The sequence below is a fragment of the Streptomyces sp. NBC_01320 genome, assembly GCF_035974375.1.
Classification (GTDB): domain Bacteria; phylum Actinomycetota; class Actinomycetes; order Streptomycetales; family Streptomycetaceae; genus Streptomyces; species Streptomyces yanii.
In genome coordinates this window covers 6,985,552-7,010,799 of sequence record NZ_CP108390.1, presented here as the reverse complement: position 1 = coordinate 7,010,799, position 25,248 = coordinate 6,985,552, and the positions used below count along the sequence as shown (strand labels likewise).

Below are 25,248 nucleotides of genomic sequence, written 5' to 3'. Positions count from 1 at the left end.
GGAGCCCAGGGCGGCGGTCCGCCCCGGGGCCGGGGAGGGTGCCCTGCCGTCAGTCCTCGATGCCGTCCGCCACGCGCTTCTCGCGCAGTTCCTTGATCGCGCGACGCCGGGCCAGCCGGTGCGTGCGCCGGATCTGCGCCTCCTGGTAGCGCCGCTTGTCGCGCTCCGTCTCGGGTATCACCTGCGGTACGGGGCGCGGCTTGCCGTCCCCGTCGACCGCCGCGAACACCAGATACGCGCTGCCGACCTGCTGGGCCGGGGTCGATTCGTTCCACCGCTCGGCCATGACCCGGACGCCGACCTCCATCGAGGAACGGCCGGTCCAGTTCACCTGGGCACGGACGTGAACAAGGTCACCGACGCGTACCGGCTCCAGGAAGACCATCTCGTCCATCGAGGCCGTGACCGCGGGTCCGCCGGAGTGCCGACCGGCCACGGCGCCCGCCGCGTCGTCGACCAATTTCATGATCACCCCGCCGTGCACCGTACCCAGCAGATTGGTGTCGTTGCCGGTCATGATGTGGCTGAGGGTGGTCCGGGACGCCGCAGTCGGCTTGCCCGGAATGTCGCCCTCCGGACGCGGGGCCTGATCTGTCATACCGTCCACCTTATGCGGGGGCCCTGGGCCTCGGACATTGCATCAGCTTCGCAACAGCCCAGGCCCGATATCTCACACCCCCTGTAATACCGGCACGCCCGGACTGCACACTGGACCGCATGAGCGACAGGCCCGGTGGATGGACCGACGACGACCGCAACGACCGCTACGGGCGGGGCAGTGACAGCGCCCAGCCCGAGGGCCCCCGCGTCATGCGGCACGTCCAGCGGCGCCCCGTGCCGCCTCAGCAGCGCCCCGCGCCGCCTCAGCAGCGTCCGACGGCGCCGCGACAGCGTCAGCCCGAGGCACCGCAGTACTCCGGCGGCTATGACGACAGCGCAGGGTACGACGGCGGTTACAACACGGGCCACGTCTACGGCGGCGGCAACGGCGGTGGCTACGGTCAAGGCGGCGGCCGGGGTGACGGCGGTTACGTCCAGGGGAGGCCCGCGCCGGACTGGCGCCGCCGGATAAAGATAGGCACCCTGACCCTCGTGGTCGTGGTGCTGGCCGTCTCCATCGGCACGTACTTCTGGGCCGACTCCAAGCTCAAGCGCGAGGTCGACCTCTCCAAGGTGATCGAGCGACCGCACGAGGGCGACGGCACCAATTATCTGATCGTCGGCTCCGACAGCCGCGCGGGCATGACGGCCGAGGACAAGAAGAGGCTCCACACCGGCTCGGCCGAGGGCAAGCGGACCGACTCGATGATGATCCTGCACGACGGTTCGAACGGGCCGACGCTGGTCTCGCTGCCGCGTGACTCGAACGTCGAGATCCCCTCCTACAAGGGCTCCGACTCCGGCAAGCTCTACCCGGGCCGCGGCCGCTTCACCAAGCTGAACGCCGCCTACGCCGAGGACGGACCCGAACTGCTGGTCCGTACCGTCGAGTTCAACACCGGGCTGCACATCGACCACTACGTCGAGATCGGGTTCGGCGGCTTCGCCAAGATCGTGGACGCGATCGGCGGCGTGGAGCTCGACATCCCCAAGGCGTTCAAGGACAAGTACTCCGGCGCCGACTTCCAGGCGGGCAAGCAGACCCTCGACGGGCAGCAGGCCCTCGCCTTCGTCCGCACCCGGCACGCGTTCACGTCCGATCTGGACCGTACGAAGAACCAGCAGAAGTTCCTCGCGGCGCTGGCGAGCCAGACGGCGACGCCGTCCACGATCCTCAACCCGTTCAAGCTGTACCCGACGATGGGCGCCGGTCTCGACACCCTGGTCGTCGACAAGGACATGTCGCTGTGGGATCTGGGCCAGATGTTCTTCGCGATGAAGGGCGTCACGGGTGGTGACGGCGCGTCCATGAACATGCCGATCTCCGGCTCCACGGGCGGGAATCTGGTCTGGGACAAGGCCAAGGTCAAGCAGCTGGTGGAGCAGCTCAACAACGACGAGAAGGTCACCGTCTCCGGTAACTGACAGCAGGCGAAAGGCAGGGCCCGGACGGTTCACCGTCCGGGCCCTCTTCTTGCGCAGCAACCGGCCCGGTGCCCGGCAGTCCCGGCGCCCCGACCGAGCTGCGCCGGGACTGCCGGACTGCCTGCTCCGTACGGATACCGTCACCGGCGCCGGCCATGTCGCCCAAGTGGTGCCGGCGGACGGTCGGTTCGTCGTCGGCCCGGCACCTTCCTCGCGTACCGCCGGTGCCGACGGGCGGCACCGGCCTGCCTGACATACGCCCGTACCTGGAGAAGGGGTGGCGGGTGAGCTCCGGTGCTCAGGCGCTGTCCTGCCCCCGGGGTGCGGCGGGGTCGACCTCGTCCAGGTCCTCGTACAGAGCGTCCAGGATCCGCCCCGTGGGCTCGCCCGCCGGGGACAGTTCAGCCAGGCACCAGCCGGGCAGCTGCTCCTCGATCCCCGGCGGAAGCCGACCGTCCGTGGGGTCGGCGAGGCCGTAGAGGACACCGAAGGCGGTCTCCTTCGCGACCTCGCGGGCTATCTCACCCAGCTCCTGGTGGGTCAGGCCCAGCCGGAGCGCCCGCCCGACCGCCCCGGCGGCCGAACCCTCTGCCGCGTACGCCCCGACCCAGTCGGGTGCTGCCGTGCTCCAGGCGTCGATGTCCTGCCAGACCATGCGGAGGAACCGGTAGCGGGCAAGCTGTGGAATGTTCTCCTCCGCCTCGGAGTCCGCCCAGCCCCGGGCGTCGTCGGCGCCGAGCGCGGTGAACAGCGCGGTGAGCCTGTCGATGTCGTTCATGGACAGGGAAAGTACGCCACGGAAGGGGGCGCGCCTACGCCCTCGGCCCGTCTCGGCGACGGGAGCCGGGCGACGGTGCCGACATGGTCCGTGGCCGGGCCCGGCGGGAAACCGCTGCGCTCGCCGTCCCGGGACCGCGCAGTCCCGCAGGCTGCGGAGCCGTGGCGGAGCGGCCCATTGCGATCACGGTGAGGGAGGTCCCCCTCACAGCGACCGACGGGGTCCGGGGCGGACCCTGCCCCTACCTGTCCGCGGGTTCGAATCCCGCCGGTGCCGCTGCCGAACAGCACCGCCCGCCCGCGAAAGTCCCTGGCAGCCGTCGGAAACGGCCCCCGGCATGGCGCCGGGGGCCGTCTCACACAGCTGGAACCGAAGCGCTACGGCAGGTTCCTCGCCATGACGATCCGCTGGACCTGATTCGTACCTTCATAAATCTGCGTGATCTTGGCGTCGCGCATCATCCGCTCCACCGGGTAGTCCCGCGTGTAGCCGTAGCCGCCGAGCAGCTGGACCGCGTCCGTGGTGATCTCCATCGCGACATCGGAGGCGAAGCACTTGGCCGCGGCACCGAAGAAGGTGAGGTCGCTGTCGAGGCGCTCGGACTTGGCGGCGGCCGAGTAGGTGAGCTGGCGGGCCGCCTCCAGCTTCATGGCCATGTCGGCGAGCATGAACTGGACACCCTGGAAGTCACCGATCGGCTTGCCGAACTGCTTGCGCTCCTGGACGTAGCCCTTGGCGTAGTCGAGGGCGCCCTGCGCGATGCCGAGGGCCTGGGCCGCGATCGTGATGCGGGTGTGGTCCAGGGTCTTCATCGCCGTGGCGAAGCCGGTGCCCTCCTCGCCGATCATGCGGTCGGCCGGTATCCGGACGTTGTCGAGGTAGACCTCGCGGGTCGGGGAGCCCTTGATGCCGAGCTTCTTCTCCGGGGCGCCGAAGGAGACGCCCTCGTCCGACTTCTCGACGACGAACGCCGAGATGCCCTTGGAGCGCTTGGCCGGGTCGGTGACGGCCATCACCGTGTAGTACTCGGAGACGCCCGCGTTGGTGATCCAACGCTTGACGCCGTTGAGGACCCAGAAGTCGCCGTCACGGACGGCCTTGGTCTTCATGCCGGCGGCGTCGGAGCCCGCGTCGGGCTCGGAGAGGCAGTACGAGAACATCGCGTCGCCCTTGGCGAGCGGGCCCAGGTACTTCTTCTTCAGCGCCTCGGAACCGGAGAGGATCACCGGGAGCGAGCCGAGCTTGTTCACGGCCGGAATCAGGGAGGAGGAGGCGCAGACGCGGGCCACCTCCTCGATCACGATCACGGTGGCGAGGGCGTCGGCACCGGCGCCGCCGTACTCCTCGGGGACGTGCACGGCCTGCAGCTCCGAGGCGACCAGGGCGTCCAACGCCTCCTGCGGGAAGCGGGCCTCCTCGTCGACCGCCGCCGCGAACGGGGCGATCTTCGCCTCGGCGAGCGCACGGACCGTCTCGCGGAGCATGTCGTGCTCCTCGGCCGGACGGTACAGGTCGAAATCGGTGGAACCCGCCAAGACTCTCACTCCCCAGGGATGCTAACTACCGTTAAGTAACCCAATTTTAGGTGCCCTGGCCCACAAAGACCTATGCGCGCTGCACGTGAGCTTCGCGACAAGGGTCCCCGGGGCCGTAAATCCGGGCCTTCAGAGGCACGACTATGCTCGTTCACCGCATGTCTGTCCGCACCTCTCTGGAGCACTCCATGGCCCTCAGAATCACTGTGATCGGCACTGGCTACCTCGGCGCCACCCACGCCGCGGCCATGGCGGAACTCGGCTTCGAAGTGCTCGGGCTCGATGTCGTGCCCGAGAAGATCGAGATGCTCAGCAGCGGCCGGGTCCCGATGTACGAGCCGGGGCTGGAGGAGCTTCTCCAGCAGCACGTCGCGGGCATCGAGGGATCCACCGGGCGGCTGCGGTTCACCACCTCGTGGGAAGAGGTCGGTGCCTTCGGTGATGTGCACTTCGTCTGCGTGAACACCCCGCAGAAGCACGGCGAGTACGCCTGCGACATGTCGTACGTGGACTCCGCCTTCGAGTCGCTGGCGCCGCAGCTCACCCGGCCCGCGCTGGTCGTCGGCAAGTCGACCGTGCCGGTGGGCTCCGCGGCCCGGCTCGCGGCGCGGCTGGCCGAGCTGGCGCCGGTGGGAACCGATGCGGAGCTGGCCTGGAACCCGGAGTTCCTGCGCGAGGGCTTCGCCGTGAAGGACACCCTGCACCCCGACCGGATCGTCGTCGGGGTGGAGAGCGAGCGGTCCGAGAAGGTGCTGCGCGAGGTGTACGCGGTGCCGGTCGCGGAGGGGTCGCCGTTCGTGGTGACGGACTTCCCGACCGCGGAACTGGTGAAGACCTCGGCGAACTCGTTCCTGGCGACCAAGATCTCCTTCATCAACGCGATGGCGGAGGTCTGCGAGGCCGCCGACGGCGATGTGGCGAAGCTGGCCGAGGCGATCGGTCACGACGAGCGGATCGGATCCAAGTTCCTGCGGGCCGGGATCGGCTTCGGCGGCGGGTGTCTGCCGAAGGACATCCGGGCGTTCATGGCGCGCGCCGGTGAGCTGGGCGCGGACCAGGCGCTGACCTTCCTCCGCGAGGTCGACTCGATCAACATGCGGCGCCGCGGTCACATGGTGGAGCTGGCCCGGGAGGCCGTGGGCGGGGAGACGTTCCTCGGCAAGCGGGTTGCCGTGCTGGGTGCGACGTTCAAGCCGGACTCGGACGACGTACGCGACTCGCCGGCCCTGAACGTCGCCGGGCAGATCCACCTCCAGGGCGGCCAGGTCACCGTCTACGACCCGAAGGGCATGGACAACGCCCGTCGGCTCTTCCCGACACTCGGGTACGCCGAGTCGGCGCTGGACGCGGTGCGCGGCGCGGACGTGGTCCTGCACCTGACGGAGTGGCGCGAGTTCCGCGAGCTGGACCCGGCGGCGCTGGGCGAGGCCGCCGCACACCGGATCATCCTCGACGGCCGCAACGCGCTGGACAGCACACTGTGGCGCGAAGCGGGCTGGACATACCGGGCGATGGGTCGGCCCCGCGCCTGACCCGCCCCCGGACACGCCCGGACCAGCTGGTGCCGGTGAGGGTGATCGACCGTACGCCGTGGGCGTGGTACGCACGCAGGGTGCCGAGCGAGTCGGCGAGGGCGTGGCCGGTGACGGGGCCGAGCAGCGCGGCGACGCGACCGCGGTTGCGGGCGCCGTCATCTCCCCGGCTCCATGGGCCGGGCGCAGGGCCTCGGGGTATGCGGCGACGAGGGCGCGGACCTGGTCGATGCGGTCGAGGGTGGCGCCGACCGCCCGGTCGCCGGCGTGGTCCGCGGGGACCTGGAGGGGCCAGAACCGGGCGCCGACGCGGCCGGGGGACGTCCGTGTCCAGGGACCGTTCGCCCGGTTCGAGGTCGCACCAGGGGATGGCGCGGACGGCGTGGCGGGCAGGGGTCGCGGCACGCCGCTGCATTCCACGGGACGGGAGGAGCGTCCTCCCGTCCCGTGGAACGTCAGGACGCCCGGGCGTCCAGTTCCTGGATCGTGGCGTGGGACGGGCCGCGTCGCGTTTGCAGGTCGCGGGCGACGGCCTCGGCGTCGCGCAGCACCCGTACCGCGTTGCGCCAGGTGAGCTTGGCGAGGTCGGCGGCGGACCAGCCGCGGCCCAGAAGTTCCGCGATCAGGTTCGGGTAGCCCGCGACGTCCTCCAGACCTGCGGGAAGGAACGCAGTGCCGTCGTAGTCGCCGCCGATACCGATGTGGTCGATCCCGGCGACCTCACGCATGTGGTCGAGATGGTCGGCGATCGTCGCCACGGTGGCCATCGGGCGCGGGTGGGCGGCCTCGAACTCCGCGTGGATCTTCATGGCCTGCGCGGTGGTGTCGAGGTGGTGCAGACCGTGGTCACGCATGTTCCGGTCCGCCGCGCGGGTCCATTCGACGGCTTCCGGGAGGACGAACTTCGGTACGAAGGTCGCCATGGCGATGCCGCCGTTGGCAGGGAGCTGTACGAGGACGTCGTCGGGGATGTTGCGCGGGTGGTCGCAGATCGCCCGCGACGACGAGTGCGAGAACATCACCGGCGCGGTGGAAGTGGCGAGTGCGTCGCGCATCGTCGTGGCCGCCACATGGGAGAGGTCGACCAGCATGCCGGTGCGGTTCATCTCCCGCACCACCTCATGGCCGAACGGCGAGAGACCGCCGACGCCCGGCTCGTCCGTCGCCGAGTCCGCCCACGCGATGTTGTCGTTGTGGGTGAGCGTCATGTAGCGGACGCCGAGGGCGTGCAGGGCGCGCAGGGCGCCCAACGAGTTGTTGATGGAGTGGCCGCCCTCGGCGCCCATCAGGGAGGCGATCCGGCCCTCGGTGCGGGCCGCCTCCATGTCGTCGGCGGTCAGGGCGCGCCGCAGGTCCGCGGGGTAGCGGTCCAGCAGCTCGGCGACCACGTCGATCTGTTCGAGGGTGGCGCTGACGGCGTCCTCGCCCGCCATGTCGGACCGTACGTAGACGGACCAGAACTGCGCCCCGACGCCACCGGCGCGCAGCCGCCCGATGTCGGTGTGGAGGTGGGCGGACTGGTCGGTGGCGATGTCGCGGGCGTCCAGGTCGTATCCGACCTGTTCCCGAAGTGCCCAGGGCAGATCGTTGTGACCGTCGACGACCGGGTACTCGGCGAGGAGTTCCGCGGCCTGTGCGAGGTGGTCCCCGAAGTGCTCCGTGGTCCGGTCCGCGATCTGCTCCGCCATGGTCGCCCGCTTCCGCTCGCTGTCCGCTGTGTCTACTTGCCGAAGCCGAAGGAGTCGCTGCCCTCGACCTTGCTGCGCAGCCGCTTGCCCTTCTCGGTCGCCTGGTCGTTCAGCTCCTGCTGGAACTCCCGCATGCGGGCCAGCAGTTCGCTGTCATGGGCGGCAAGGATACGGGCGGCGAGCAGACCCGCGTTGCGCGCGCCTCCGACCGACACGGTCGCGACGGGCACACCGGCCGGCATCTGCACGATGGACAGCAGGCTGTCCATGCCGTCCAGGTACTTCAGCGGAACCGGGACGCCGATGACTGGCAGCGGGGTGACCGACGCGAGCATGCCGGGCAGGTGGGCTGCGCCGCCCGCGCCCGCGATGATCGCCTTGAGACCGCGGTCCGCGGCGTTCTCCCCGTACGCGATCATTTCGTGCGGCATGCGGTGGGCGGAGACGACGTCGACCTCGTACGGGATCTCGAACTCGTCGAGGGCCTTGGCCGCTGCTTCCATGACGGGCCAGTCGGAGTCCGAACCCATGACGATGCCGACGACCGGCGCGGCGGAGGCGGGGGAAGTCATTCGGTGATCGTTCCTCGCAGGTAGTCGGCCGCGTGCCGGGCGCGCTCACGCACGTCCGCCAGGTCGTCGCCGTAGGTGTTGACGTGTCCGACCTTGCGGCCCGGCTTCACGTCCTTGCCGTACATGTGGATCTTGAGCTGCGGGTCGCGGGCCATGCAGTGCAGGTACCCCTGGTACATGTCCGGGTAGTCGCCGCCCAGGACGTTGCACATGACCGTCCAGGTGGCGCGCGGGCGCGGGTCGCCGAGCGGCAGGTCGAGAACGGCCCGGACGTGGTTGGCGAACTGCGAGGTGATCGCGCCGTCCTGGGTCCAGTGCCCGGAGTTGTGCGGGCGCATCGCGAGCTCGTTGACCAGAATGCGGCCGTCACGGGTCTCGAAGAGTTCGACGGCGAGGTGGCCGACGACGCCGAGCTCGGCGGCGATCCGCAGGGCCAGCTGCTGGGCCTCGCCGGCGAGCTGCTCGCTCAGCTCGGGGGCCGGAGCGATGACCGTGTCGCAGACGCCGTCGACCTGGATCGACTCGACGACCGGGTAGGCGACTGCCTGGCCGTGCGGCGAGCGGACGATGTTGGCCGCCAGCTCCCGTACGAAGTCGACCTTCTCCTCGGCGAGGACCGGGACACCCGCCCGGAACGGGTCGGCCGCGTCCGCCTCGGAGCGGACCACCCAGACGCCCTTGCCGTCGTAGCCGCCGCGGACCGTCTTCAGGATGACGGGGAAGCCACCGACCTCGGCCGCGAACGCCGCGGCGTCCGCCGGGTCGGTCACGATGCGGTGGCGGGGGCAGGGCGCGCCGATCTCGCCGAGCTTCGCGCGCATCACCCCCTTGTCCTGGGCGTGCACCAGCGCGTCGCGGCCGGGGCGCACGGGGATGCCGTCCGCCTCCAGGGCCCGCAGATGCTCGGTCGGGACGTGCTCGTGATCGAAGGTGATCACGTCACAACCGCGCGCGAAGGCGCGCAGCGTGTCCAGGTCGCGATAGTCGCCGATGACGACTTCGCTCACCACCTGGGCCGCCGAGTCCTGAGGGGTGTCGCTGAGGAGCTTGAATTTGATGCCGAGGGGGATACCCGCCTCGTGGGTCATACGGGCGAGCTGACCGCCGCCGACCATGCCGACTACCGGGAACGTCACGCCTCCAGGATATCGGGCGTCCGGGGGACCGCCGGACGATGCCCCGGAGGCGGCGGCCGGAGGCTCCGTGTCACAGGCTCGCCACGCCTCGATGGATGCTCACAGGTATCTCATGGGAGGCATCGATAGCATGACTGGGTTGACCGAATCCACGGACGGGGCTGAGCCATCACCATGAACGAACGGGGCGTACTACGGACCCGGCTGGATGCGCTGGCCCGGGAGATCGCCAAGTTCGGCGTGGTCGGTGCGATGGGGCTGCTGGTCAATGTGGGAGTGTCCAACCTGCTGTGGCACACCACGGACCTTCAAGTGGTGCGGGCCAGTCTGCTGGCCACGTTCGTCGCCATCCTCTTCAACTACGTGGGCTTCCGCTACTGGACGTACCGGGACCGCGACAAGACCGGGCGGACCCGGGAACTGACCCTGTTCCTGCTGTTCAGCGCGGTGGGTGCGGCGATCGAGAACGGCGTGCTGTACACGGCGACGTACGGGTTCGGATGGAACGGCCCGGTCCAGAGCAATGTCTTCAAGATCCTGGGAATCGGGATCGCGACGATGTTCCGGTTCTGGTCCTACCGGAGCTGGGTGTTCAAGGCGCTGCCTGCCAAAGACGGCGTAGGTGTGGTGGCGCAGGGACGCGGGGCCGCGGAGCAGGTGCCGGTGGAACGGGTGCCGGTGGAGCCGGCGGAGCCCGTACGGCGTTGAGGCACCGGGGGCGTCCGGTTGCCGCCTCGTCCTCGGTCCCCCTCGACGGGCTTGATTCAGCGGACCGGTCGTTCCGGTTCCTCGCGGTTCAGGGCCACCCGGCTCAGGAACAGGGCGAAGACCGGCGGTTGCTGCTGGAGCAGTTCCAGGCGACCGCCGTCCGCCTCGGCCAGATCGCGGGCGACCGCGAGGCCGATTCCGGTCGAGTTGCGGCCGCTGATCGTCCTCTCGAAGATCCTGGCGCCCAGATCGGGCGGGACGCCGGGGCCCTCGTCCGTCACCTCGATGACCACCTGGTTGCCGGTGACCCGGGTGCGCAGGGCCACCGTGCCGCCGCCGTGCATCAGTGAGTTCTCGATCAGCGCGGCCAGCACCTGGGCGACCGCGCCCGGCGTGCCGACGGCCCGCAGACCCTGCTTGCCGGAGCGGACGATGGCGCGGCCCTCGCCGCGGTAGGCGGGGCGCCACTCCTCGATCTGCTGCTTGACGACCTCGTCGAGGTCGAAGACGACCGCCGAGCCGGTGCGCGGGTCGCGGGCGTTGGTCAGCAGTCGCTCCACCACGTCGGTGAGGCGCTCGACCTGGGTGAGGGCGATGTTCGCCTCCTCCTTCACCGTGTCCGGGTCGTCGGTGACGGAGATCTCCTCGATCCGCATGGAGAGCGCGGTCAGCGGCGTGCGGAGCTGGTGGGAGGCATCGGCTGCGAGCCGGCGTTCCGCGGTCAGCATCCGGGCGATCCGTTCGGCGGAGGCGTCGAGGACGTCCGCGACCCGGTCCAGCTCCGGCACCCCGTACCGCTTGTGGCGCGGCCGAGGGTCACCGGATCCCAGGCGTTCCGCGGTCTCGGCGAGGTCGGTGAGCGGCGAGGTCAGTTTGTTGGCCTGGCGTACGGCGAGGAGCACCGCGGAGACGATCGCGAGCAGCGCCACCGCCCCGATGATCAACAGGGTGCGCCCGACCTCGCTGGTGACGGCGGAGCTGGACTCCTCGACGGTGACCTTCTCGCCCTGCCCTCCCTTCGCTGTGCTTCTGATCACACTGCCGGTAGGGCGCGTGCCCACTTCGATGGGGGTGCGGCCGGGGATCTCGACCCGGGCGTACCGGTTGTGGGCGACCTGTTGGGCCAGCACCCCGGGGTTGATCCGTTCCGCCCCGAGGAGCCGGCTCTCGACCACGCTGATCAGCCGCAGCGCCTCGGAGTCGACACTCTCCTGGGCGCTGTTGCTGATGGTGCGGGTCTCGACGATGACGAGGGAGACGCCGAAGACGGCGATCACCACGAGCACCACGGCGAGCGTGGAGTTGATCAGTCGGCGGCGCATGACTGTTTCTGTACGTCAGCTCTTCTCGAACCGGAAGCCGACGCCCCGGACGGTCGCGATGTACCGGGGGTTGGCCGCGTCGTCACCGAGCTTCTTGCGGAGCCAGGAGATGTGCATGTCGAGCGTCTTCGTGGACGACCACCAGGTGGTGTCCCAGACCTCGCGCATCAGCTGGTCGCGGGTGACGACCCGGCCGGCGTCGCGGACCAGGACCCGCAGCAGGTCGAACTCCTTCGCGGTGAGCTGGAGCTCCTCGTCGCCCATCCAGGCCCGGTGCGATTCGACGTCGATCCGCACCCCGTGCGTAGCGGGCTGCGGGGTCGGGTCGGTGGCGCCGCGCCGGAGCAGCGCCCGGACCCGGGCGAGGAGTTCGGCCAGGCGGAACGGCTTGGTGACGTAGTCGTCGGCTCCGGCGTCCAGGCCGACGACGGTGTCCACCTCGTCGGCGCGGGCGGTGAGCACCAGGATCGGCACGGCGTGGCCCTCGGCGCGGAGCCGTCGGGCTACTTCGAGGCCGTCCATCCCGGGCAGGCCCAGGTCGAGGACGACCAGGTCGATGCCCCCCTGGAGGCCGGCGTCGAGAGCGGTCGGACCGTCTTCGCGGACCTCGACCTCGTAACCCTCCCGACGCAGGGCGCGAGCCAGCGGCTCCGAGATGGAAGCGTCGTCCTCGGCGAGCAGTACACGGGTCATGGAGTGATGGTAGTCCGCATGGGGCGGCCACCGTGAGGTGATCCACAAGGCCTGTAGGTCTGAGTCCCATTCGGAGGAGGACCTTGGAATATGCGAGTCTGGTTGCACCTGGGCCTGTGATCCATCTCTCAAGTCCTTTCATATCGACCACCGTCGTGTCGTATGGTGACTCGACGCCTGTTGCACTACTCAAAGACCTTTGGGCAGCTTTAAGCGCCAAGGGTCTCTTTTGTACGCGGGCTGGTAACTGCCAGCCCTGACTTCAGTGAATGACCTGTGGCCGGGCCCGGAGCGCAAGGAAGTGCGCCGGGCGTGGATCCCGATGCAGCTGGTCCCCCGACTCCGGTACCCGCTCCGTACACCGTGCGGAGTCCGGAGCGAATCCCTTCTCAGGCGTGTAGGGATGGGGCGTTTGCCGCGTCGGTGCCGGCCTCCCCCCACCGGGCGCGTCACGCTCACGAGGCGCCGCGTCCCGAGCAAGCAAGGATCGACCATGGCGTCCAGCCTGACGAAGGACTCCGCCAGTACGTCTGGCTCCGAGAAGACCTTCTTCGGCCACCCCCGCGGCCTGGCCACTCTCTTCATGACCGAGATGTGGGAGCGCTTCAGCTACTACGGCATGAGGGCCCTGCTCCCCCTCTACCTGATCGCCCCCAACGGGCTTCACATGAACCCCGCCACGGCCACGGCGATCTACTCGGTCTACGTGTCGCTGGTGTACCTGCTCGCGATGCCCGGCGGCTGGTTCGGCGACCGTGTCTGGGGTCCCCGCAAGACGGTCGCCGTCGCCGGCGGGGTCATCATGATCGGCCACCTGGCGCTGGCGCTGCCCATGCAGGGCACCTTCTTCGCCGGCCTCGGACTTGTCGCCATCGGCTCCGGTCTGCTGAAGTCCAACATCTCCACGATGGTCGGCCACCTCTACGACGGCCCGGACGACCCGCGCCGCGACGGTGGCTTCACGATCTTCTACATGGGCATCAACGTGGGCGCCTTCGCCGCCCCGCTGGTCATCGGCACCATCGGTGAGAACGTCAACTGGCACCTGGGCTTCGCGCTCGCCGCGGTCGGCATGGGACTGGGCCTCGTCCAGTACCTGCTCGGCACCCGCCACCTGAACGAGCGCAGCCTCGTCGTCCCGAAGCCGCTGTCGGCCGTCGAGCGCGCCGCCACGCTGCGCAAGGGCATGATCTGGCTGGCCATCGCGGCCGTCTTCTACATCGTCACGGTCGTCACCGGCGTCTACACGCTCAACTGGATCCTGGTCCCGATCACCATCGCGGGTCTGGTCATTCCGGTGATGGTCCTGACGCGCATCAAGCGCGACAAGGAGCTCAGCGCCGCCGAGCAGTCGAAGATGTCCGGCTACATCTGGTTCTTCGTCGCCGCCGCCATCTTCTGGATGATCTACGACCAGGGCGGTTCGACCCTGGCGATCTTCGCCGACAGCTCGGCCGACAACAGCGTCCTCGGATGGGACTTCCCGGTCTCCTGGTACCAGTCGGTCAACCCGGTCCTGATCATGGCGCTGGCCCCGGTCTTCGCCGCCTTCTGGCTGGCGCTGAACCGGCGTGGCAAGGAGCCGAGCACGATCGTGAAGTTCAGCTCCGGTCTGGTGCTGGTCGGTGCGTCGTTCTTCCTCTTCCTGATGCCGCTGACGATCGCCACGGACGGCCACAAGGCCGCCGCGATGTGGCTGGTCGCGATCTACTTCGTGCAGACCGTCGCCGAACTGACGCTGTCCCCGGTCGGTCTGTCCGTCACCACGAAGATGGCTCCGGCCAAGTACGCGAGCCAGATGATGGGTGTCTGGTTCCTGGCCGTCACCGCCGGTGACTGCACCACGGGTCTGCTCTCCATCGCGGGTGTCGACCTCAACGGCACCGGTATCGTCGCTCTGCAGGCCGCCCTCGCGGCGGCCGCGGGTGTCGCGATCTTCCTGTACCGCAACAAGGTCAAGCAGCTCATGGGCGACGTGCGCTGAGGCACTGAAGCGCTGAAGGGCCGCTGCACCGGATCGTCGGTGCAGCGGCCCTTCGCGTATCCGGCGGCTCAGCTCACCGGGTGCCGCGCAGCCTGCGCCACGGGGTGAACGTGAACACGGCGCCGCCCAGCAGGATCGCCGTACCGGCGACCAGGCCGAGTGCGCGCAGGGTGCCGTTGTCCTCGGCCCCGGTCTCGGCCAGTCCGCCTCCGGAGTCCGTACCGCCGCCGGTCGTGGCGCCGCCCGTGTCCGAGCCGCCCACGGCCCCGCCGGGCTGGGACGAGGTGTCCAGCTCCAGGGAGACCGCGACACCGGCGGGCGGGGTGCAGGTCGTCGTCGTGCCGAGCGCCTTCACGGTCAGCACGCCCGGGCTGAGGGTGGACCTACCGCTCGCGCCCGGCTTGTACGTACCCGTGAGATCGGGGATCCCGATCGGTTCACCGGACTTGATGGGCTCCTTGTTGGTGGGGCCCTCGACATGGACCGTGCCCTTGTCGGCTCCGCCGAGCTTGACCTCCATGGAGGGCTTCACCGAATCGGCCGGGATGTCGGCGGGGCTGTCCATGACCGACTTGCTGAACTTCACCGTGAGGTCGAAGCTGCCGCCGTTCTTCTTCGCGTTGATCTTCACCGGGGAGGTGGCGTTCTTGTCACCGATCGGCGTCTTGCAGGCGTATGCGACAGACACCTCCTTGCCCTCGAAGTCGGTCTGACCACCACCGCCGCCGCTCGACCCGGCGGTGGTGCCGCCGGAGTCACTGCCTCCGGTGTCCGTACCGCCGGCCGTCGTGCCCGCCGTCGTTCCCCCTGCGGCCGTCGTGCCGCCCGCCGTGGTGGAGCCGGTGGTCGTGCCACCCGCTGTCGTACCGGTGGTCGTACCGCCCGCTGTCGTGCCGCCACCGTCCGTGACCTTGATCGTCGCGCCCGGCTGAACGGCCTCCTTCGGGGAGCACTTGGTGTCGGTGGAGATCGGCTTCGACACGTTGATGTTGTACGCGCCCGGCGTCAGCGTGATCTCACCGGCCTTCTCCAGCTTCAACGTGCCCTTCATGTCGGGCAGCACCATGGCGCTGTTCTTGGGGATCGGCGGGTTCTGCCGTGGCCCTTCCATCTGCAGCGTTCCCGTGGCCGCGCCGCCGACCTCGATGGTGCCGGTCGGCTTGACCGTGTCCTTCTCCAGGTCCAGGACGTCGGGATTCCTGGAAGCGGCCTCGACCGTCTTCCACACCACCTCGACGCTGTCCCCGACCTTTGCCTCGGCGGGCGCGGTCAGCTGCACCTTGGTCGTGCCCTGCACAGGAGGCAGTCCGGAGATGGACGGCGGTATGCACTCCGTCCTGTACGAGACGTCGGCAGCCAGGGCTGGGCTCGCGGCCAGCAGGATCCCCGCGCCGCCGAGCATCAGCGCGGCTCCGGCCGCGCTCATCCTCCGTTGCGTGCTCACGAATGTCCCTTCGTCGTGGGTCTGTTCTCTGACGGTGCGGAATCCGGTGTGAACCACGGCAGCGCGGCCGTGGTGGTCGCGCCCGGGGCGGGTCCTGCCGCGGACGCTGTCGAGGGGGTCTCCGGGGCGCGCGGCCCCCGGCGCAGCCTCGGCAACTTCGCCGTCGCGTCGGCCGGCAGCGGATGGCGGTGACGGCCGGCGCGGGCCGGGGTGTACGCGGCGCGGGGCCGCATCCTGTCGACGATCGCCATGCCGATGCGGAACACCGCGGCCGGTACGACGACGCAGAGCAGGATCCAGAAGAGCGTGACGCCCCAGGGGCGGCCCACCCCCCACGGCTGTTCGGCCAGTGTTTTCGTCCCGTACCGCAGGGAGATCCGGTAGTCGCCGTGGGCGCCCGCCGTCAGTTCGACCGGCAGTGCGATCCGGGCCTTGCGGCCGGGCGCGATGGTGCCGCGCCACTGCTGCTCCTCCCACTGCGGGGCGAAGACGCCGTGCGCGGTGCCGACCCGGAAGACCGGGTCCTTGACCGGCGCCGAACCGAGGTTGCCCACGGTGAAGACGAGCTGCCGGGAGGGCGGTGCGCCGAACCAGGTCAGGATTCCGCTGTCGCCCTCGAGCCGGATGGTGGCGAGCACCGCGAGCTTTCCGCCGTCCGTCTGTTCCGGCAGCGGGGCGACGGGGTGTCCGGCGACGACGAACACGGCGTCGGCGGCTGCCTGTTCCCCGGTGACCGTCGCGACATGCACCACGCAGGGGCACGGTCTGGGCGGTTCGGAGACCGGCATCTTCTTGCTGAAGGCGCCCTTGGCGTCGGTGGTGACGGCGCGTCCGTCGGCGTTGGCGCAGGAGTTGGTGCCGCCGATGACGCCCGTGCCGGGCGCGGACTGTCCGCAGATCAGCATCATCAGCAGGGTGTTCGGCCGCCATCCGGTGCCCTTGACGGTAATGTCACCGCCCTTGCCCGCCTGCTGCTCGGAGAGGGTGACCGCGGGCTTTCGGTCCGCCGCGCGGGCACCGGGTGCGGGCAGGAGCATCAGGGCGGGCAGCAGCGCGACGAGGAGCGCGGCGGCCCACCGGTGGCTGCCGCGCCGGAGGGACGCCGGTCCGGTCTGTCGTCTCACGATTCCGCTCCCGCCTTCACCAAGTGCCTTCTCTCTGCCGTGGTTCGAGCTGCGTCGCCATGGTCCGGGCCGCCGTCGCCCGGTGGCCGGCGATGGCTGCGCCGCAGCCGGTACGCGTACGCGCCTGCGGCGGCCGCGGCCAGGACAAGCAGGGCGCCGCCGGTCACCGGCGCCCAGGGGACGAAGACCGCCCGGGCTGTCGCCTCGCTGTGCGCTCCGCTCGCGGCGGTGACGCGGAGCCGGACGGTGGCGGAATCGAGGGCGGGGGCGTCCCGCCACGGTTCGGTGAGTTTCACCCGCTGTCCGGGCAGCAGGTCCACCGGCAGGTTCCGCGCCTCGCGCCGCAGCAGGGTGCCGAAGACGCCGTCCGCGCTGACGGCGAGGCGCGGGGTGAGGGCCGCATTACCCCGGTTGACGAGGGTGTAGTGGATGGTCCGCCCGGACACGCTGACGTCCTCCACGGTCAGCGCGGTCAGCGTGGGCCCGCTGACCCGCAGATGGACGCGTACACCAACCGAGCGCCCGGAGTGCTCGGCGACGATCGCCCCCGGGTGGTCGCCGGGCGACGCACCTGCCGGGACGGTGACGGAGAACGGCACCTCGGCGCGGGTACGTGCGGGCACGGTCACCCGGTCCGCGGCGAGCCGCAGCCAGGCGCCGGTCCCGGTGGAGTCCTTCGTTCCGCGTACGGCGAAGTCACCGCCCCCCGCGTTGTACGCATCCGCCCCGCGCAGCCGCACGGTGACGGGGGCGGTGCCCGGGTTGGTGACGGAGAGCCGGTCCTGCAGCACGGTGCCGGGCAGTCCCTCCAGATAGAAGTACGGTCTGTCGCCGTCCTCGCCGCTCCGGGTCCCGGCGCCCGCCGCGGGCTGCGCCGTCCAGTCCGCGCCGCTCCGGTCGGCGGCGGTCGCCGGGTTCGCGGTCAAGGCGCAGGCGAAAGCGCACAACAGGGCTGCGAGAACGGCTCGGACGGCGTGACCGGTCGACGGTGGCATAGGGGCGGGCTCCCTGCTGCGTACAGAACGGGCGTGTACGTACGGACGGCGCGCGGGGGCTCCGTGGAGCTCAGCCCGCGGCCCGTTGTCCGCGCCTGGTCAGCCACAGCACCCCGGCCGCACCGGTCAGCAGTACCGTGCCGCCGAGCGTCCCGAGCGCCATCGCCGAGTCGAGCGGTCCGGTCTTCGGCAGGGTCGTTTCCGAGGTGTCCTTCGAGCCGCCCGCCGCCGTCACATCGAGTTCGAGCGACGGCTTCGGACTGTTGCCCGGAGTGCAGGTCGTGGTCGTACCGAGCGCCTTGATGGTGAGCACTCCGGCGGTGAAGCCGACCTTGCCGCTCTTCCTCGGGGTGTACGTACCCGAAAGGTCGCTGATCTTGATCGGGGTGTTCGCCGGGATCGCCGCGGCGTTCGCCGGTCCCGAGACCTGGACCTGACCCGATTCGGCACCGCTCAGCCGGATGACCGCGCTGGGCTTCATGGCGCCCTTGCCCAGCTCGACGGGGCTGGACGAGACGCCCTTCTGGAAGGACATCGTGAGCGTGTAACTGCTGCCGCTCTTCACGCTCTTGATGTCGATGGGCGACACCGCGCTCTTGTCGCCGATCGGCGTCTTGCACTTGTAGTCGACGTCCACGACCGTGGCGTGGGCGGCGGGCGCGGCCAGCAGCACCACCGAGCCGGCCAGCGCGGACGCCAGCGCGAGAGCTGTTCGCTTCGGGTACGGCACCTCAGTTCCCCTCATGCCGGAAGTCGCCGCGCGCCGTAGCACTCCGACGCAAGTTACTGACGACACATCAGATTGGGCGCTCAAGGTACGCCTGGGGCCGTATGGAGGGAAGACAAAGAGCGCGCCGATCCGGCGCGCTCTTCGGGGGCAAGAAGGAGGGGCCGTACGGCCCGACGGTTCGGGTGGTGACTACGCGGGCGCGGCCAGCTCCGCCCATACGGTCTTGCCGGGCTCGCCCGGCACCCGCTGGACACCCCAGTCCAGGCAGAGCCGTTGCACGATGAACATGCCGTGCCCGCCGGGCCGGCCCGCCCGGTGCGGGGTGCGCGGCGCGGGCTGTCCCGCACCGGCGTCGACGACCTCCACCCGCAGCACCTTCGAGGTGCAGGCGATGCGAAGCTCCTCGGGTCCTTCCGCGTGCAGGCAGGCGTTCGTGACCAGTTCCGAGACGACCAGCAGGACGTCCTCGGCGGCTGCGCGCCGGTCGGCGCTCGATGCCGGGAGCCACCCCCAGTCGTGGAGTGCCTGACGGGCGAAATCGCGGGCCGTCGGCACGATGCCGCCGACCTCCCGCAGGGGCAGCGTGCGCCACCGCCGGTCGACGGGCCCGGAGGAGGCTGCGTCGGCGCCGTCGCCCGCGCCCTCCGGCTCCCGGCCGAGGTCGCCCGGCGGATGCTGCCGGGTGGTGCTCATCAGCGCTTCACCTCACCGATTCACCATGTCGCCATTGAACAGTTACAGATACAGATGCGGGTGCGGCTGCCGAAACGGACACCGACCGCATACAGAGTGTGCAGGCCACTCAGGTCACAAGAGGTTCGCCGGAATGTCTCCTGCCCGGCCGTATCGTGACAACACCCACTTCGCCCATGCGGAATGCGTGAGGCAGGCGACACCCGGGGCGGGTGAGACTGCGCTCCGGGCCACGATCAGGTGTCCAGCGCCGATTCGAGGGAGTCGTGGACGGTGAAGACCGCCTCGGCCCCGGTGATCTCGAAGACCCTCGCCACCATCGGTAGCATTCCGGCCAAATGGACCCCTCCCCCGGCCGCCTCCGCCTTGAGGCGGGCACCGAGCAGCACATTGAGCCCGGTGGAATCACAGAATTCGAGTCGCGAACAGTCGACCACCAGTCGGGTCCGTCCTTGTTCGACCGCGCTCTCCAGGGGCTCACGGAGCAGATCGGCGGTGTGGTGATCCAGCTCACCCACCGGCGTCACCACCTCACTGCGCCCCTCGGTCCGGACCTCGACCTGAAGTCGACCCCGGTTCGCACTGCCGACCGTCTGGCGGTCCATGCCCGTCCCTCTTCGCCGTTCGTCACTGCCTGCGTCACCGTGCGCGTCACTCTCTGCGATGGCGCGTGCGGTTGCGTGTGTAGCTGTCGCTGACGTTCGTAAAACACTACGCGTTCCGTGCGGCACACGGTAGCCGAAGACCTCAACAAACCGGACATATAGCCTCAATTGGCGGTTGTATCTGCACGTCCGGACCGGGTAAGGGTAGGGGGACACCCGAAACACGACCGGCTTTGGAGGCGCCGCTTCACCGCAGGAACACATATGGGCATCGGCAGCCATATGCCGAGAACGATGGAGGAGACCATGTCACCCCGGCTCGACGGACCGCGTACCCACATCGCGACGTCAGCATGTCCTCAGGGACTGACCGAATCAGACTCCCCTGCCGCGGTCGCCGTACCCGCTCCGCGCCGCAGCACCAGCAGCACCAGCGACATCGGCAGTGCCAAGGGCAGAGATGATCTCGAAGGACTTCCCGAGATCCCGCCGTACGACGAAGTGGGCGCACTGGACGCCAGGGCGCTGTCGAAGACACTCTTCGCGCGGCTCGAATCCCTCGAAGAGGGCACCCACGAGTACGCGTACGTACGCAACACACTCGTCGAACTGAACCTGGCCCTGGTCAAGTTCGCCGCCTCACGGTTCCGCTCCCGCAGCGAACCGATGGAGGACATCATCCAGGTCGGCACCATCGGCCTGATCAAGGCGATCGACCGGTTCGAGCTGAGCCGGGGCGTCGAGTTCCCGACCTTCGCGATGCCGACCATCATCGGCGAGATCAAGCGATTCTTCCGCGACACCACGTGGTCCGTGCGCGTCCCGCGCCGACTGCAGGAGCTGCGGCTCGACCTGGCCAAGGCGGGCGACGAACTCGCCCAGCAGCTCGACCGGGCGCCCACCGTGGGCGAACTCGCCGACCGCCTCGGACTCACCGACCACGAGGTCGTCGAAGGCATGGCCGCGAGCAACGCGTACACCGCGAGCTCGCTCGATGCCAAGGCCGAGGAGGACGAGACCGAGAGCGCACTGGCGGACCGGATCGGCTACGAGGACCACGGACTCGAAGGCATCGAGTACGTCGAGTCCCTGAAGCCGCTGATCGCCGCGCTGCCCGGCCGCGACCGGAAGATCCTCTCACTCCGCTTCGTCGCCAATATGACGCAGTCGGAGATCGGCGACGAACTCGGCATCTCCCAGATGCATGTCTCGCGGCTGCTCTCCCGGACGCTGGTCAAGCTCAGGAAGGGCCTGACCCTGGAGGAATGATCCCGGAGTTCCCCGCGCCCCCGCGGGACCACTTGCGGAAGGACCTGCCCGACAAAGGGCAGGTCCTTCCGCATGGTTGACGAAGTGCCACGGACCGGGCCACATGGAGCAAAGGTTCTGGGGGAACACACACGGTTCATACGGCTCCGCCCTCCCCATGGCTCATGGGAGGGCGGACCGACGGCCTGGGCAGCGCTGGAGACAGCGATGCGCGAGCGGCTCGGACGGGAATGCCTGTACATGCCGTCCTGCCGACCGGGGCTGTACGTGACCCCGCACCAATTTTGCGAACCCGGTGGCAGGATCCTGATGTCACCCGTCAACGACGACGTCACCCTCTTCGTCGTCCTCGGACGCGGCCTGCGCCGACTGCTCGACCAGACCCCCGGCCTCCCCCTTGAGCCCCGCCGCAGGACAGCTCTGTGGACGGTACCGGTGGCAGTCACTCCTCGGCAGGCGGTCACGACATCGTGTGACTGAAGAGCGAAAGTCGGGTTCTTCCGGTTTGGGAGCGCGGCCGGAGATATCGCTCAGAGGGCGCGTTCGCCGCGCTGCCGGACCGCCTGGACCAGGGGGACGCCCGGCCGGTAGGCGAGGTGGACATGGCTGGGGGCGTCGAGGAGGACGAGGTCGGCGCGGGCGCCCGGGGCGATGCGGCCGATGTCCGTGCGGCGCAGGGCCGCTGCGCCGCCCGCGGTGGCGGACCAGAGGGCCTCGTCGGGGGTCATGCCCATGTCGCGTACGGCCAGGGCGATGCAGAAGGGCATGGACGAGGTGAACGACGAGCCCGGGTTGCAGTCCGTGGACAGCGCGACGGTGGCGCCCGCGTCGAGGAGGCGGCGGGCGTCGGGCCAGTTCGCGCGGGTGGAGAACTCGGCGCCGGGGAGGAGTGTGGCGACGGTGTTGCCCTGGGCGAGGGCGTCGACATCCGCGTCGGTGAGGTGCGTGCAGTGGTCGGCGGAGGCGGCATCCAGCTCGACGGCGAGCTGGACGCCGGGGCCGTAGGTGAGCTGGTTGGCGTGGACCCGGGGGTGCAGGCCCTTGGCCATGCCCGCGGTCAGGATCGCGCGGGCCTGGTCGCCGTCGAACGCGCCCTTCTCGCAGAACACGTCGACCCAACGGGCGTAGGGGGCACAGGCGTCGAGCATCGGCCCGGTGACCAGGTCGACGTACCCGGCGGGATCGTCGGCGTAGTCCGGGGGGACGACGTGGGCGCCGAGGTAGGTGACCTCGTCGGTGTGGCGGGCGGCGATGCGCAGGGCGCGGGCCTCGTCCTCGACGGTGAGCCCGTAGCCGGACTTGGTCTCGAACGTGGTGGTGCCCTGGCGGAGCGCCTCGGCGAGATAGCGGACGACGTTGGCGTCCAGCGCGTCGTCGGTGGCGGCGCGGGTGGCGGCGACCGTGGTGCGGATACCGCCCGCGGTATAAGGGCGGCCGGACATCCGGGCGTTGAACTCCTCGGTGCGGTCGCCCGCGAAGAGGAGATGGGAGTGGGAGTCGACGAATCCCGGGATCACCGCGCGGCCGCCCGCGTCGACGGCGTTGTCAGTGGCGGGTGCTTTGCTTGATTCACCGGTCCAGACGACCCGGTCGCCCTCGATGACGACGGCCGCGTCCAGGATCAGGCCCAGGGGGGAACCGTCACCGAGGGAGGGGTCGTTGGTGACCAGACTGGCGATGTTGGTGATGGCGGTCGTCGTCATCGGGGGACTGCTCTCCTTGCGAGGGTCCGGGGTCAGCCGTGCAGGACGGCGATGGCCGAGGCGAGTGCTGCGGGGACGTCCTCGACGAGCGTGTGCTGCCCGTCGCGGACAATGTGTCGGCCTGCCACGACCGTATGGCGCACATCGGCCGCGGAGGCGGCGAATACGACTGCTTCGGCAGCCAGTCGGGGCACCGGTCCCGCTGTTCTGACGGAGTCCAGGGCGACGGTGGTGAAGTCGGCGAGCGCGCCCGGTTCCAGGGTGCCCGCGTCGGACCGGCCGAGGGCGGCGTGCCCGTCGACGGTGGCGGCGCGCAGCAGTGCGGCCGCCGTCCAGTGGCCGCGGGCATGGGTGCGCAGACGCTCGTTGAGCTCCATCGCGCGGGCCTCTTCGAAGAGGTCGATCACGGCGTGGCTGTCACTCCCGAGGGAGAGCGGCGAGCCGGCGCGCTGCAGGGCGACGGCGGGTCCGATGCCGTCGGCGAGGTCGCGTTCGGTCGTGGGGCACATGCAGGTGCCGGTGGCCGAGACGCCGAGCAGCGCGATGTCCTCACTGCTGAGGTGGGTGTTGTGGATGCCGGTGGTGCGCGGGCCGAGGACCCCGTGGTCGGCGAGGAGCCGGGTGGGGGAACAGCCATGGGCGGCCTGGCAGGCGTCGTTCTCCGCGGTCTGTTCGGAGAGGTGGACATGGAGGGGCGCCTGCCGCTCCTCGGCCCATTTCGCCACGGTCGCGAGCTGCCCGGCGGGCACGGCGCGTACGGAGTGGACGGCCGCGCCGATCAGGGCGTGGTCGCTTCCCTTCAGCAGGGAGGCACGTTCGGCCCAGGCGTCCGCGGTGGTGTCGGAGAAACGCAGCTGGTGCTGGTCGGGCTCCCGGTACTGGCCGGCCCGCTGCCCGAACCCGGCGGCGAGATAGGCCGTGTCCAGCAGGGTGATCCGGATCCCGGCCGCGTCGGCGGCGGCGATCAGGGCTTCGCCCATCGCGTTGGGGTTGTTGTACGGGGCTCCGCCCGGCGCGTGGTGCAGATAGTGGAACTCACCCACCGCGGTGATGCCTGCCAGCGCCATCTCGGCGTACACGGCACGGGCCAGGTCGTAGTACGTATCGGGGGTGAGCCGGGCCGCGACCTGGTACATGAGCTCGCGCCAGGTCCAGAAGGTGCCGGAGCCGACCTGGACGGTGGAGCGCAGGGCACGGTGGAAGGCGTGCGAGTGGGTGTTGGCGAGACCGGGCACCGTGAGCCCGCGCAGCACGGTGGCGCCCGGCGGCGGGGCATCGACGCCGGTGCGGATCCCTGCGATCCGCCCGTCGGCGACGTCCAGGGTCACGCCCGGCTCGACGTGGGTGCCGAGCCAGGCGTGGGACATCCAGAACGTGGCGGTGCGGTGCGCGCCCGTCGGTGTCGTTGTCAGCTGCACGCGAGACCTTCCAGTACATCGGCGAGTGCGATCACCCCGGCCGTGCAGTCGTCCTCGGCGGCGTACTCGGCCGGCGAGTGCGAGATCCCGGTGGGGTTCCGTACGAACAGCATGGCGGTAGGGACCGAAGCGGACAAAATACCCGCATCGTGTCCGGCACCGGTGCCGAGGACGGGCACGGCGCGGCCCGCGTCGCCGCTGCCGCTGCCGCTGCCGCTGCCGCTGCCGCTGCCGCTGCCGGTCAGGATCCTGCCGAGTTCGTCACGCAGGGCGTGCTGGAACTCCACGACGGGCGTGAAGGACTCCCGTACGACGTCGAGATCGATGCCCGCACGCTCGGCGTGCTCCCGGGCGGCCCGCTCGATGCCGGTGACGACGGCGTCGAGGGTGTCCTGGTCGGCGGCGCGCGAATCGAGCCAGCCACGGACGAGGGAGGGGATGGCGTTGACGCCGTTCGGCTCGACGGCGATCTTCCCGAAGGTGGCGAGGGCGCCGGTGAGCTCCGCCTCGCGGCGGGCGGCCAGCACGGTCTCGGCGTACGTGAGCATCGGGTCGCGCCGGTCGACGAGCCGGGTGGTCCCCGCGTGGTTGGCCTCGCCCCGGAAGTCGAACCGCCAGCGGCCGTGCGGCCAGATCGCGGAGGCGATACCGACCGGATCACCGGTGAGGTCGAGAGAGCACCCCTGCTCGACATGGAGCTCGACGAAAGCGCCGATACGGGCCAGCCGTTCGGGGTCCGGGCCGATGACGTCGGGGTCGTACCCGGCCGCCTCCATGGCCTGCGGCAGCGTGATGCCGTCGCCGTCGCGGAGCTGGTGCGCCTTCTCGACGGTCAGCTGCCCGGCGGCGAGCCGGGACCCGACGCAGGCGAGCCCGAACCGGGCCCCTTCCTCGTCACCGAAGTTGGTGATGGCGAACGGCCGGGTGAACTCGACTCCTCTGCGGCGGAGTTCGTCGAGCGCCGCGAAGGAGGAGACCACACCGAGCGGTCCGTCGAACGCACCGCCGTCGGGCACGGAGTCGAGGTGCGACCCGGTGACGACGGCGTCGTCCCCGAGCGGATCCCCGAGCCAGGCCCACTGATTCCCGTTCCGGTCGACCTCGTACCCGAGCCCACGCGCTTCGGCCTGCTCCCGGAACCAGACCCGGCAGTCGGCATCGGCACCGGTCCAGGCGTACCGCCGGTACCCACCGCTCTCGGCGTGACGTCCGATGGGGGCAAGTTCCTTCCACATGTCCTGGAAGGACGGCTGCCCGGCCCTTCCCGGTCCCTGCGGGCCATGGGGAAGGGTGG

At 70.1% G+C, this 25,248-nt stretch carries 22 protein-coding genes and 1 pseudogene; 6 read left to right on the top strand and 17 right to left on the bottom strand.

Going from position 1 to position 25,248, the window contains the following annotated elements; genetic code table 11:
- Positions 1–49: 49 nt before the first annotated feature.
- A complete protein-coding gene (locus tag OG395_RS31965; RefSeq protein WP_266984929.1) occupies positions 50–598 on the bottom strand; it encodes an acyl-CoA thioesterase in 549 nt (182 codons plus the stop codon).
- 119 nt (positions 599–717) lie between these two features.
- Between OG395_RS31965 and OG395_RS31960 the strand changes: the two genes are divergently transcribed.
- Positions 718–2,025: an LCP family protein gene (locus tag OG395_RS31960; RefSeq protein WP_327246015.1), complete on the top strand. Its 1,308-nt coding sequence runs from the start codon at positions 718–720 to the stop codon at positions 2,023–2,025.
- A gap of 298 nt (positions 2,026–2,323) precedes the next feature.
- On the opposite strand, the gene OG395_RS31955 is transcribed toward OG395_RS31960, so the two are convergent.
- Both OG395_RS31955 and OG395_RS31950 read right to left on the bottom strand, forming a co-directional pair.
- Positions 2,324–2,803: a hypothetical protein gene (locus OG395_RS31955; RefSeq protein WP_327246014.1), complete on the bottom strand. Its 480-nt coding sequence runs from the start codon at positions 2,801–2,803 to the stop codon at positions 2,324–2,326.
- A 377-nt stretch (positions 2,804–3,180) separates the two neighbouring features.
- Positions 3,181–4,338, bottom strand: coding sequence for an acyl-CoA dehydrogenase (locus OG395_RS31950; protein ID WP_327246013.1), 1,158 nt, complete (start codon positions 4,336–4,338; stop codon positions 3,181–3,183).
- 188 nt (positions 4,339–4,526) lie between these two features.
- Between OG395_RS31950 and OG395_RS31945 the strand changes: the two genes are divergently transcribed.
- Entirely contained in the window at positions 4,527–5,870 is a 1,344-nt protein-coding gene (locus tag OG395_RS31945) for a UDP-glucose dehydrogenase family protein (protein ID WP_327246012.1), read from the top strand.
- A gap of 455 nt (positions 5,871–6,325) precedes the next feature.
- Here the strand turns inward: OG395_RS31945 and OG395_RS31940 are convergent, their stop codons facing one another.
- Genes OG395_RS31940 through OG395_RS31930 form a run of 3 tightly spaced genes read right to left on the bottom strand, consistent with a single transcriptional unit; the run spans position 6,326 to position 9,266 of the window.
- Positions 6,326–7,558 carry a dipeptidase gene (locus tag OG395_RS31940; RefSeq protein WP_327246011.1) on the bottom strand — a complete coding sequence of 411 codons (1,233 nt, stop codon included), beginning with the start codon at positions 7,556–7,558 and terminating at the stop codon, positions 6,326–6,328.
- A 32-nt stretch (positions 7,559–7,590) separates the two neighbouring features.
- Positions 7,591–8,130, bottom strand: coding sequence for a 5-(carboxyamino)imidazole ribonucleotide mutase (gene purE / locus OG395_RS31935; RefSeq protein WP_266984915.1), 540 nt, complete (start codon positions 8,128–8,130; stop codon positions 7,591–7,593).
- Complete coding sequence (locus OG395_RS31930; protein ID WP_327246010.1) at positions 8,127–9,266, bottom strand: 5-(carboxyamino)imidazole ribonucleotide synthase; 1,140 nt, start codon at positions 9,264–9,266, stop codon at positions 8,127–8,129. Before OG395_RS31930 ends, purE begins: the two co-directional genes overlap by 4 nt.
- Positions 9,267–9,440: 174 nt before the next feature.
- Between OG395_RS31930 and OG395_RS31925 the strand changes: the two genes are divergently transcribed.
- Positions 9,441–9,974, top strand: a complete 534-nt coding sequence (locus OG395_RS31925; protein WP_327246009.1) for a GtrA family protein — start codon at positions 9,441–9,443, stop codon at positions 9,972–9,974.
- Positions 9,975–10,030: 56 nt separating this feature from the next.
- Here the strand turns inward: OG395_RS31925 and OG395_RS31920 are convergent, their stop codons facing one another.
- Positions 10,031–11,296: an ATP-binding protein gene (locus OG395_RS31920; RefSeq protein ID WP_327246008.1), complete on the bottom strand. Its 1,266-nt coding sequence runs from the start codon at positions 11,294–11,296 to the stop codon at positions 10,031–10,033.
- 15 nt (positions 11,297–11,311) lie between these two features.
- Positions 11,312–11,989, bottom strand: a complete 678-nt coding sequence (locus tag OG395_RS31915; protein ID WP_266984907.1) for a response regulator transcription factor — start codon at positions 11,987–11,989, stop codon at positions 11,312–11,314.
- Between the two features lie 493 nt (positions 11,990–12,482).
- Between OG395_RS31915 and OG395_RS31910 the strand changes: the two genes are divergently transcribed.
- Positions 12,483–13,973, top strand: a complete 1,491-nt coding sequence (locus OG395_RS31910; RefSeq protein ID WP_327246007.1) for an oligopeptide:H+ symporter — start codon at positions 12,483–12,485, stop codon at positions 13,971–13,973.
- Positions 13,974–14,046: 73 nt separating this feature from the next.
- Here OG395_RS31910 and OG395_RS31905 read toward each other — a convergent pair whose 3' ends face one another.
- From OG395_RS31905 to OG395_RS31880, 6 genes are all read right to left on the bottom strand, one after another.
- A complete protein-coding gene (locus OG395_RS31905) occupies positions 14,047–15,399 on the bottom strand; it encodes a hypothetical protein (protein ID WP_327249519.1) in 1,353 nt (450 codons plus the stop codon).
- Between the two features lie 14 nt (positions 15,400–15,413).
- Positions 15,414–16,541, bottom strand: coding sequence for a hypothetical protein (locus OG395_RS31900; RefSeq protein WP_327246006.1), 1,128 nt, complete (start codon positions 16,539–16,541; stop codon positions 15,414–15,416).
- Positions 16,538–17,536: a COG1470 family protein gene (locus tag OG395_RS31895; protein WP_327246005.1), complete on the bottom strand. Its 999-nt coding sequence runs from the start codon at positions 17,534–17,536 to the stop codon at positions 16,538–16,540. The genes OG395_RS31900 and OG395_RS31895 overlap by 4 nt, the downstream gene beginning before the upstream one ends.
- 70 nt (positions 17,537–17,606) lie before the next feature.
- Entirely contained in the window at positions 17,607–18,266 is a 660-nt protein-coding gene (locus OG395_RS31890; protein ID WP_266990697.1) for a peptidase, read from the bottom strand.
- Positions 18,267–18,455: 189 nt separating this feature from the next.
- Complete coding sequence (locus OG395_RS31885; RefSeq protein WP_327246004.1) at positions 18,456–18,959, bottom strand: ATP-binding protein; 504 nt, start codon at positions 18,957–18,959, stop codon at positions 18,456–18,458.
- A gap of 236 nt (positions 18,960–19,195) precedes the next feature.
- A complete protein-coding gene (locus tag OG395_RS31880; protein WP_266984895.1) occupies positions 19,196–19,564 on the bottom strand; it encodes an STAS domain-containing protein in 369 nt (122 codons plus the stop codon).
- Positions 19,565–19,870: 306 nt separating this feature from the next.
- Between OG395_RS31880 and OG395_RS31875 the strand changes: the two genes are divergently transcribed.
- Positions 19,871–20,833, top strand: coding sequence for an RNA polymerase sigma factor SigF (locus OG395_RS31875; RefSeq protein ID WP_327246003.1), 963 nt, complete (start codon positions 19,871–19,873; stop codon positions 20,831–20,833).
- Between the two features lie 207 nt (positions 20,834–21,040).
- A pseudogene (locus OG395_RS31870) lies at positions 21,041–21,235 on the top strand (DegT/DnrJ/EryC1/StrS family aminotransferase); the annotation flags it as partial.
- A gap of 128 nt (positions 21,236–21,363) precedes the next feature.
- Here the strand turns inward: OG395_RS31870 and hutI are convergent.
- The 3 genes from hutI to OG395_RS31855 are packed head-to-tail and all read right to left on the bottom strand — an operon-like array spanning position 21,364 to position 25,189.
- Positions 21,364–22,536, bottom strand: a complete 1,173-nt coding sequence (gene hutI, locus OG395_RS31865) for an imidazolonepropionase (RefSeq protein WP_326792397.1) — start codon at positions 22,534–22,536, stop codon at positions 21,364–21,366.
- Positions 22,537–22,568: 32 nt separating this feature from the next.
- A complete protein-coding gene (locus OG395_RS31860) occupies positions 22,569–23,954 on the bottom strand; it encodes a formimidoylglutamate deiminase (protein WP_327246002.1) in 1,386 nt (461 codons plus the stop codon).
- Positions 23,945–25,189, bottom strand: a complete 1,245-nt coding sequence (locus tag OG395_RS31855; RefSeq protein WP_327249518.1) for an allantoate amidohydrolase — start codon at positions 25,187–25,189, stop codon at positions 23,945–23,947. Before OG395_RS31855 ends, OG395_RS31860 begins: the two co-directional genes overlap by 10 nt.
- Positions 25,190–25,248 lie beyond the last annotated feature (59 nt).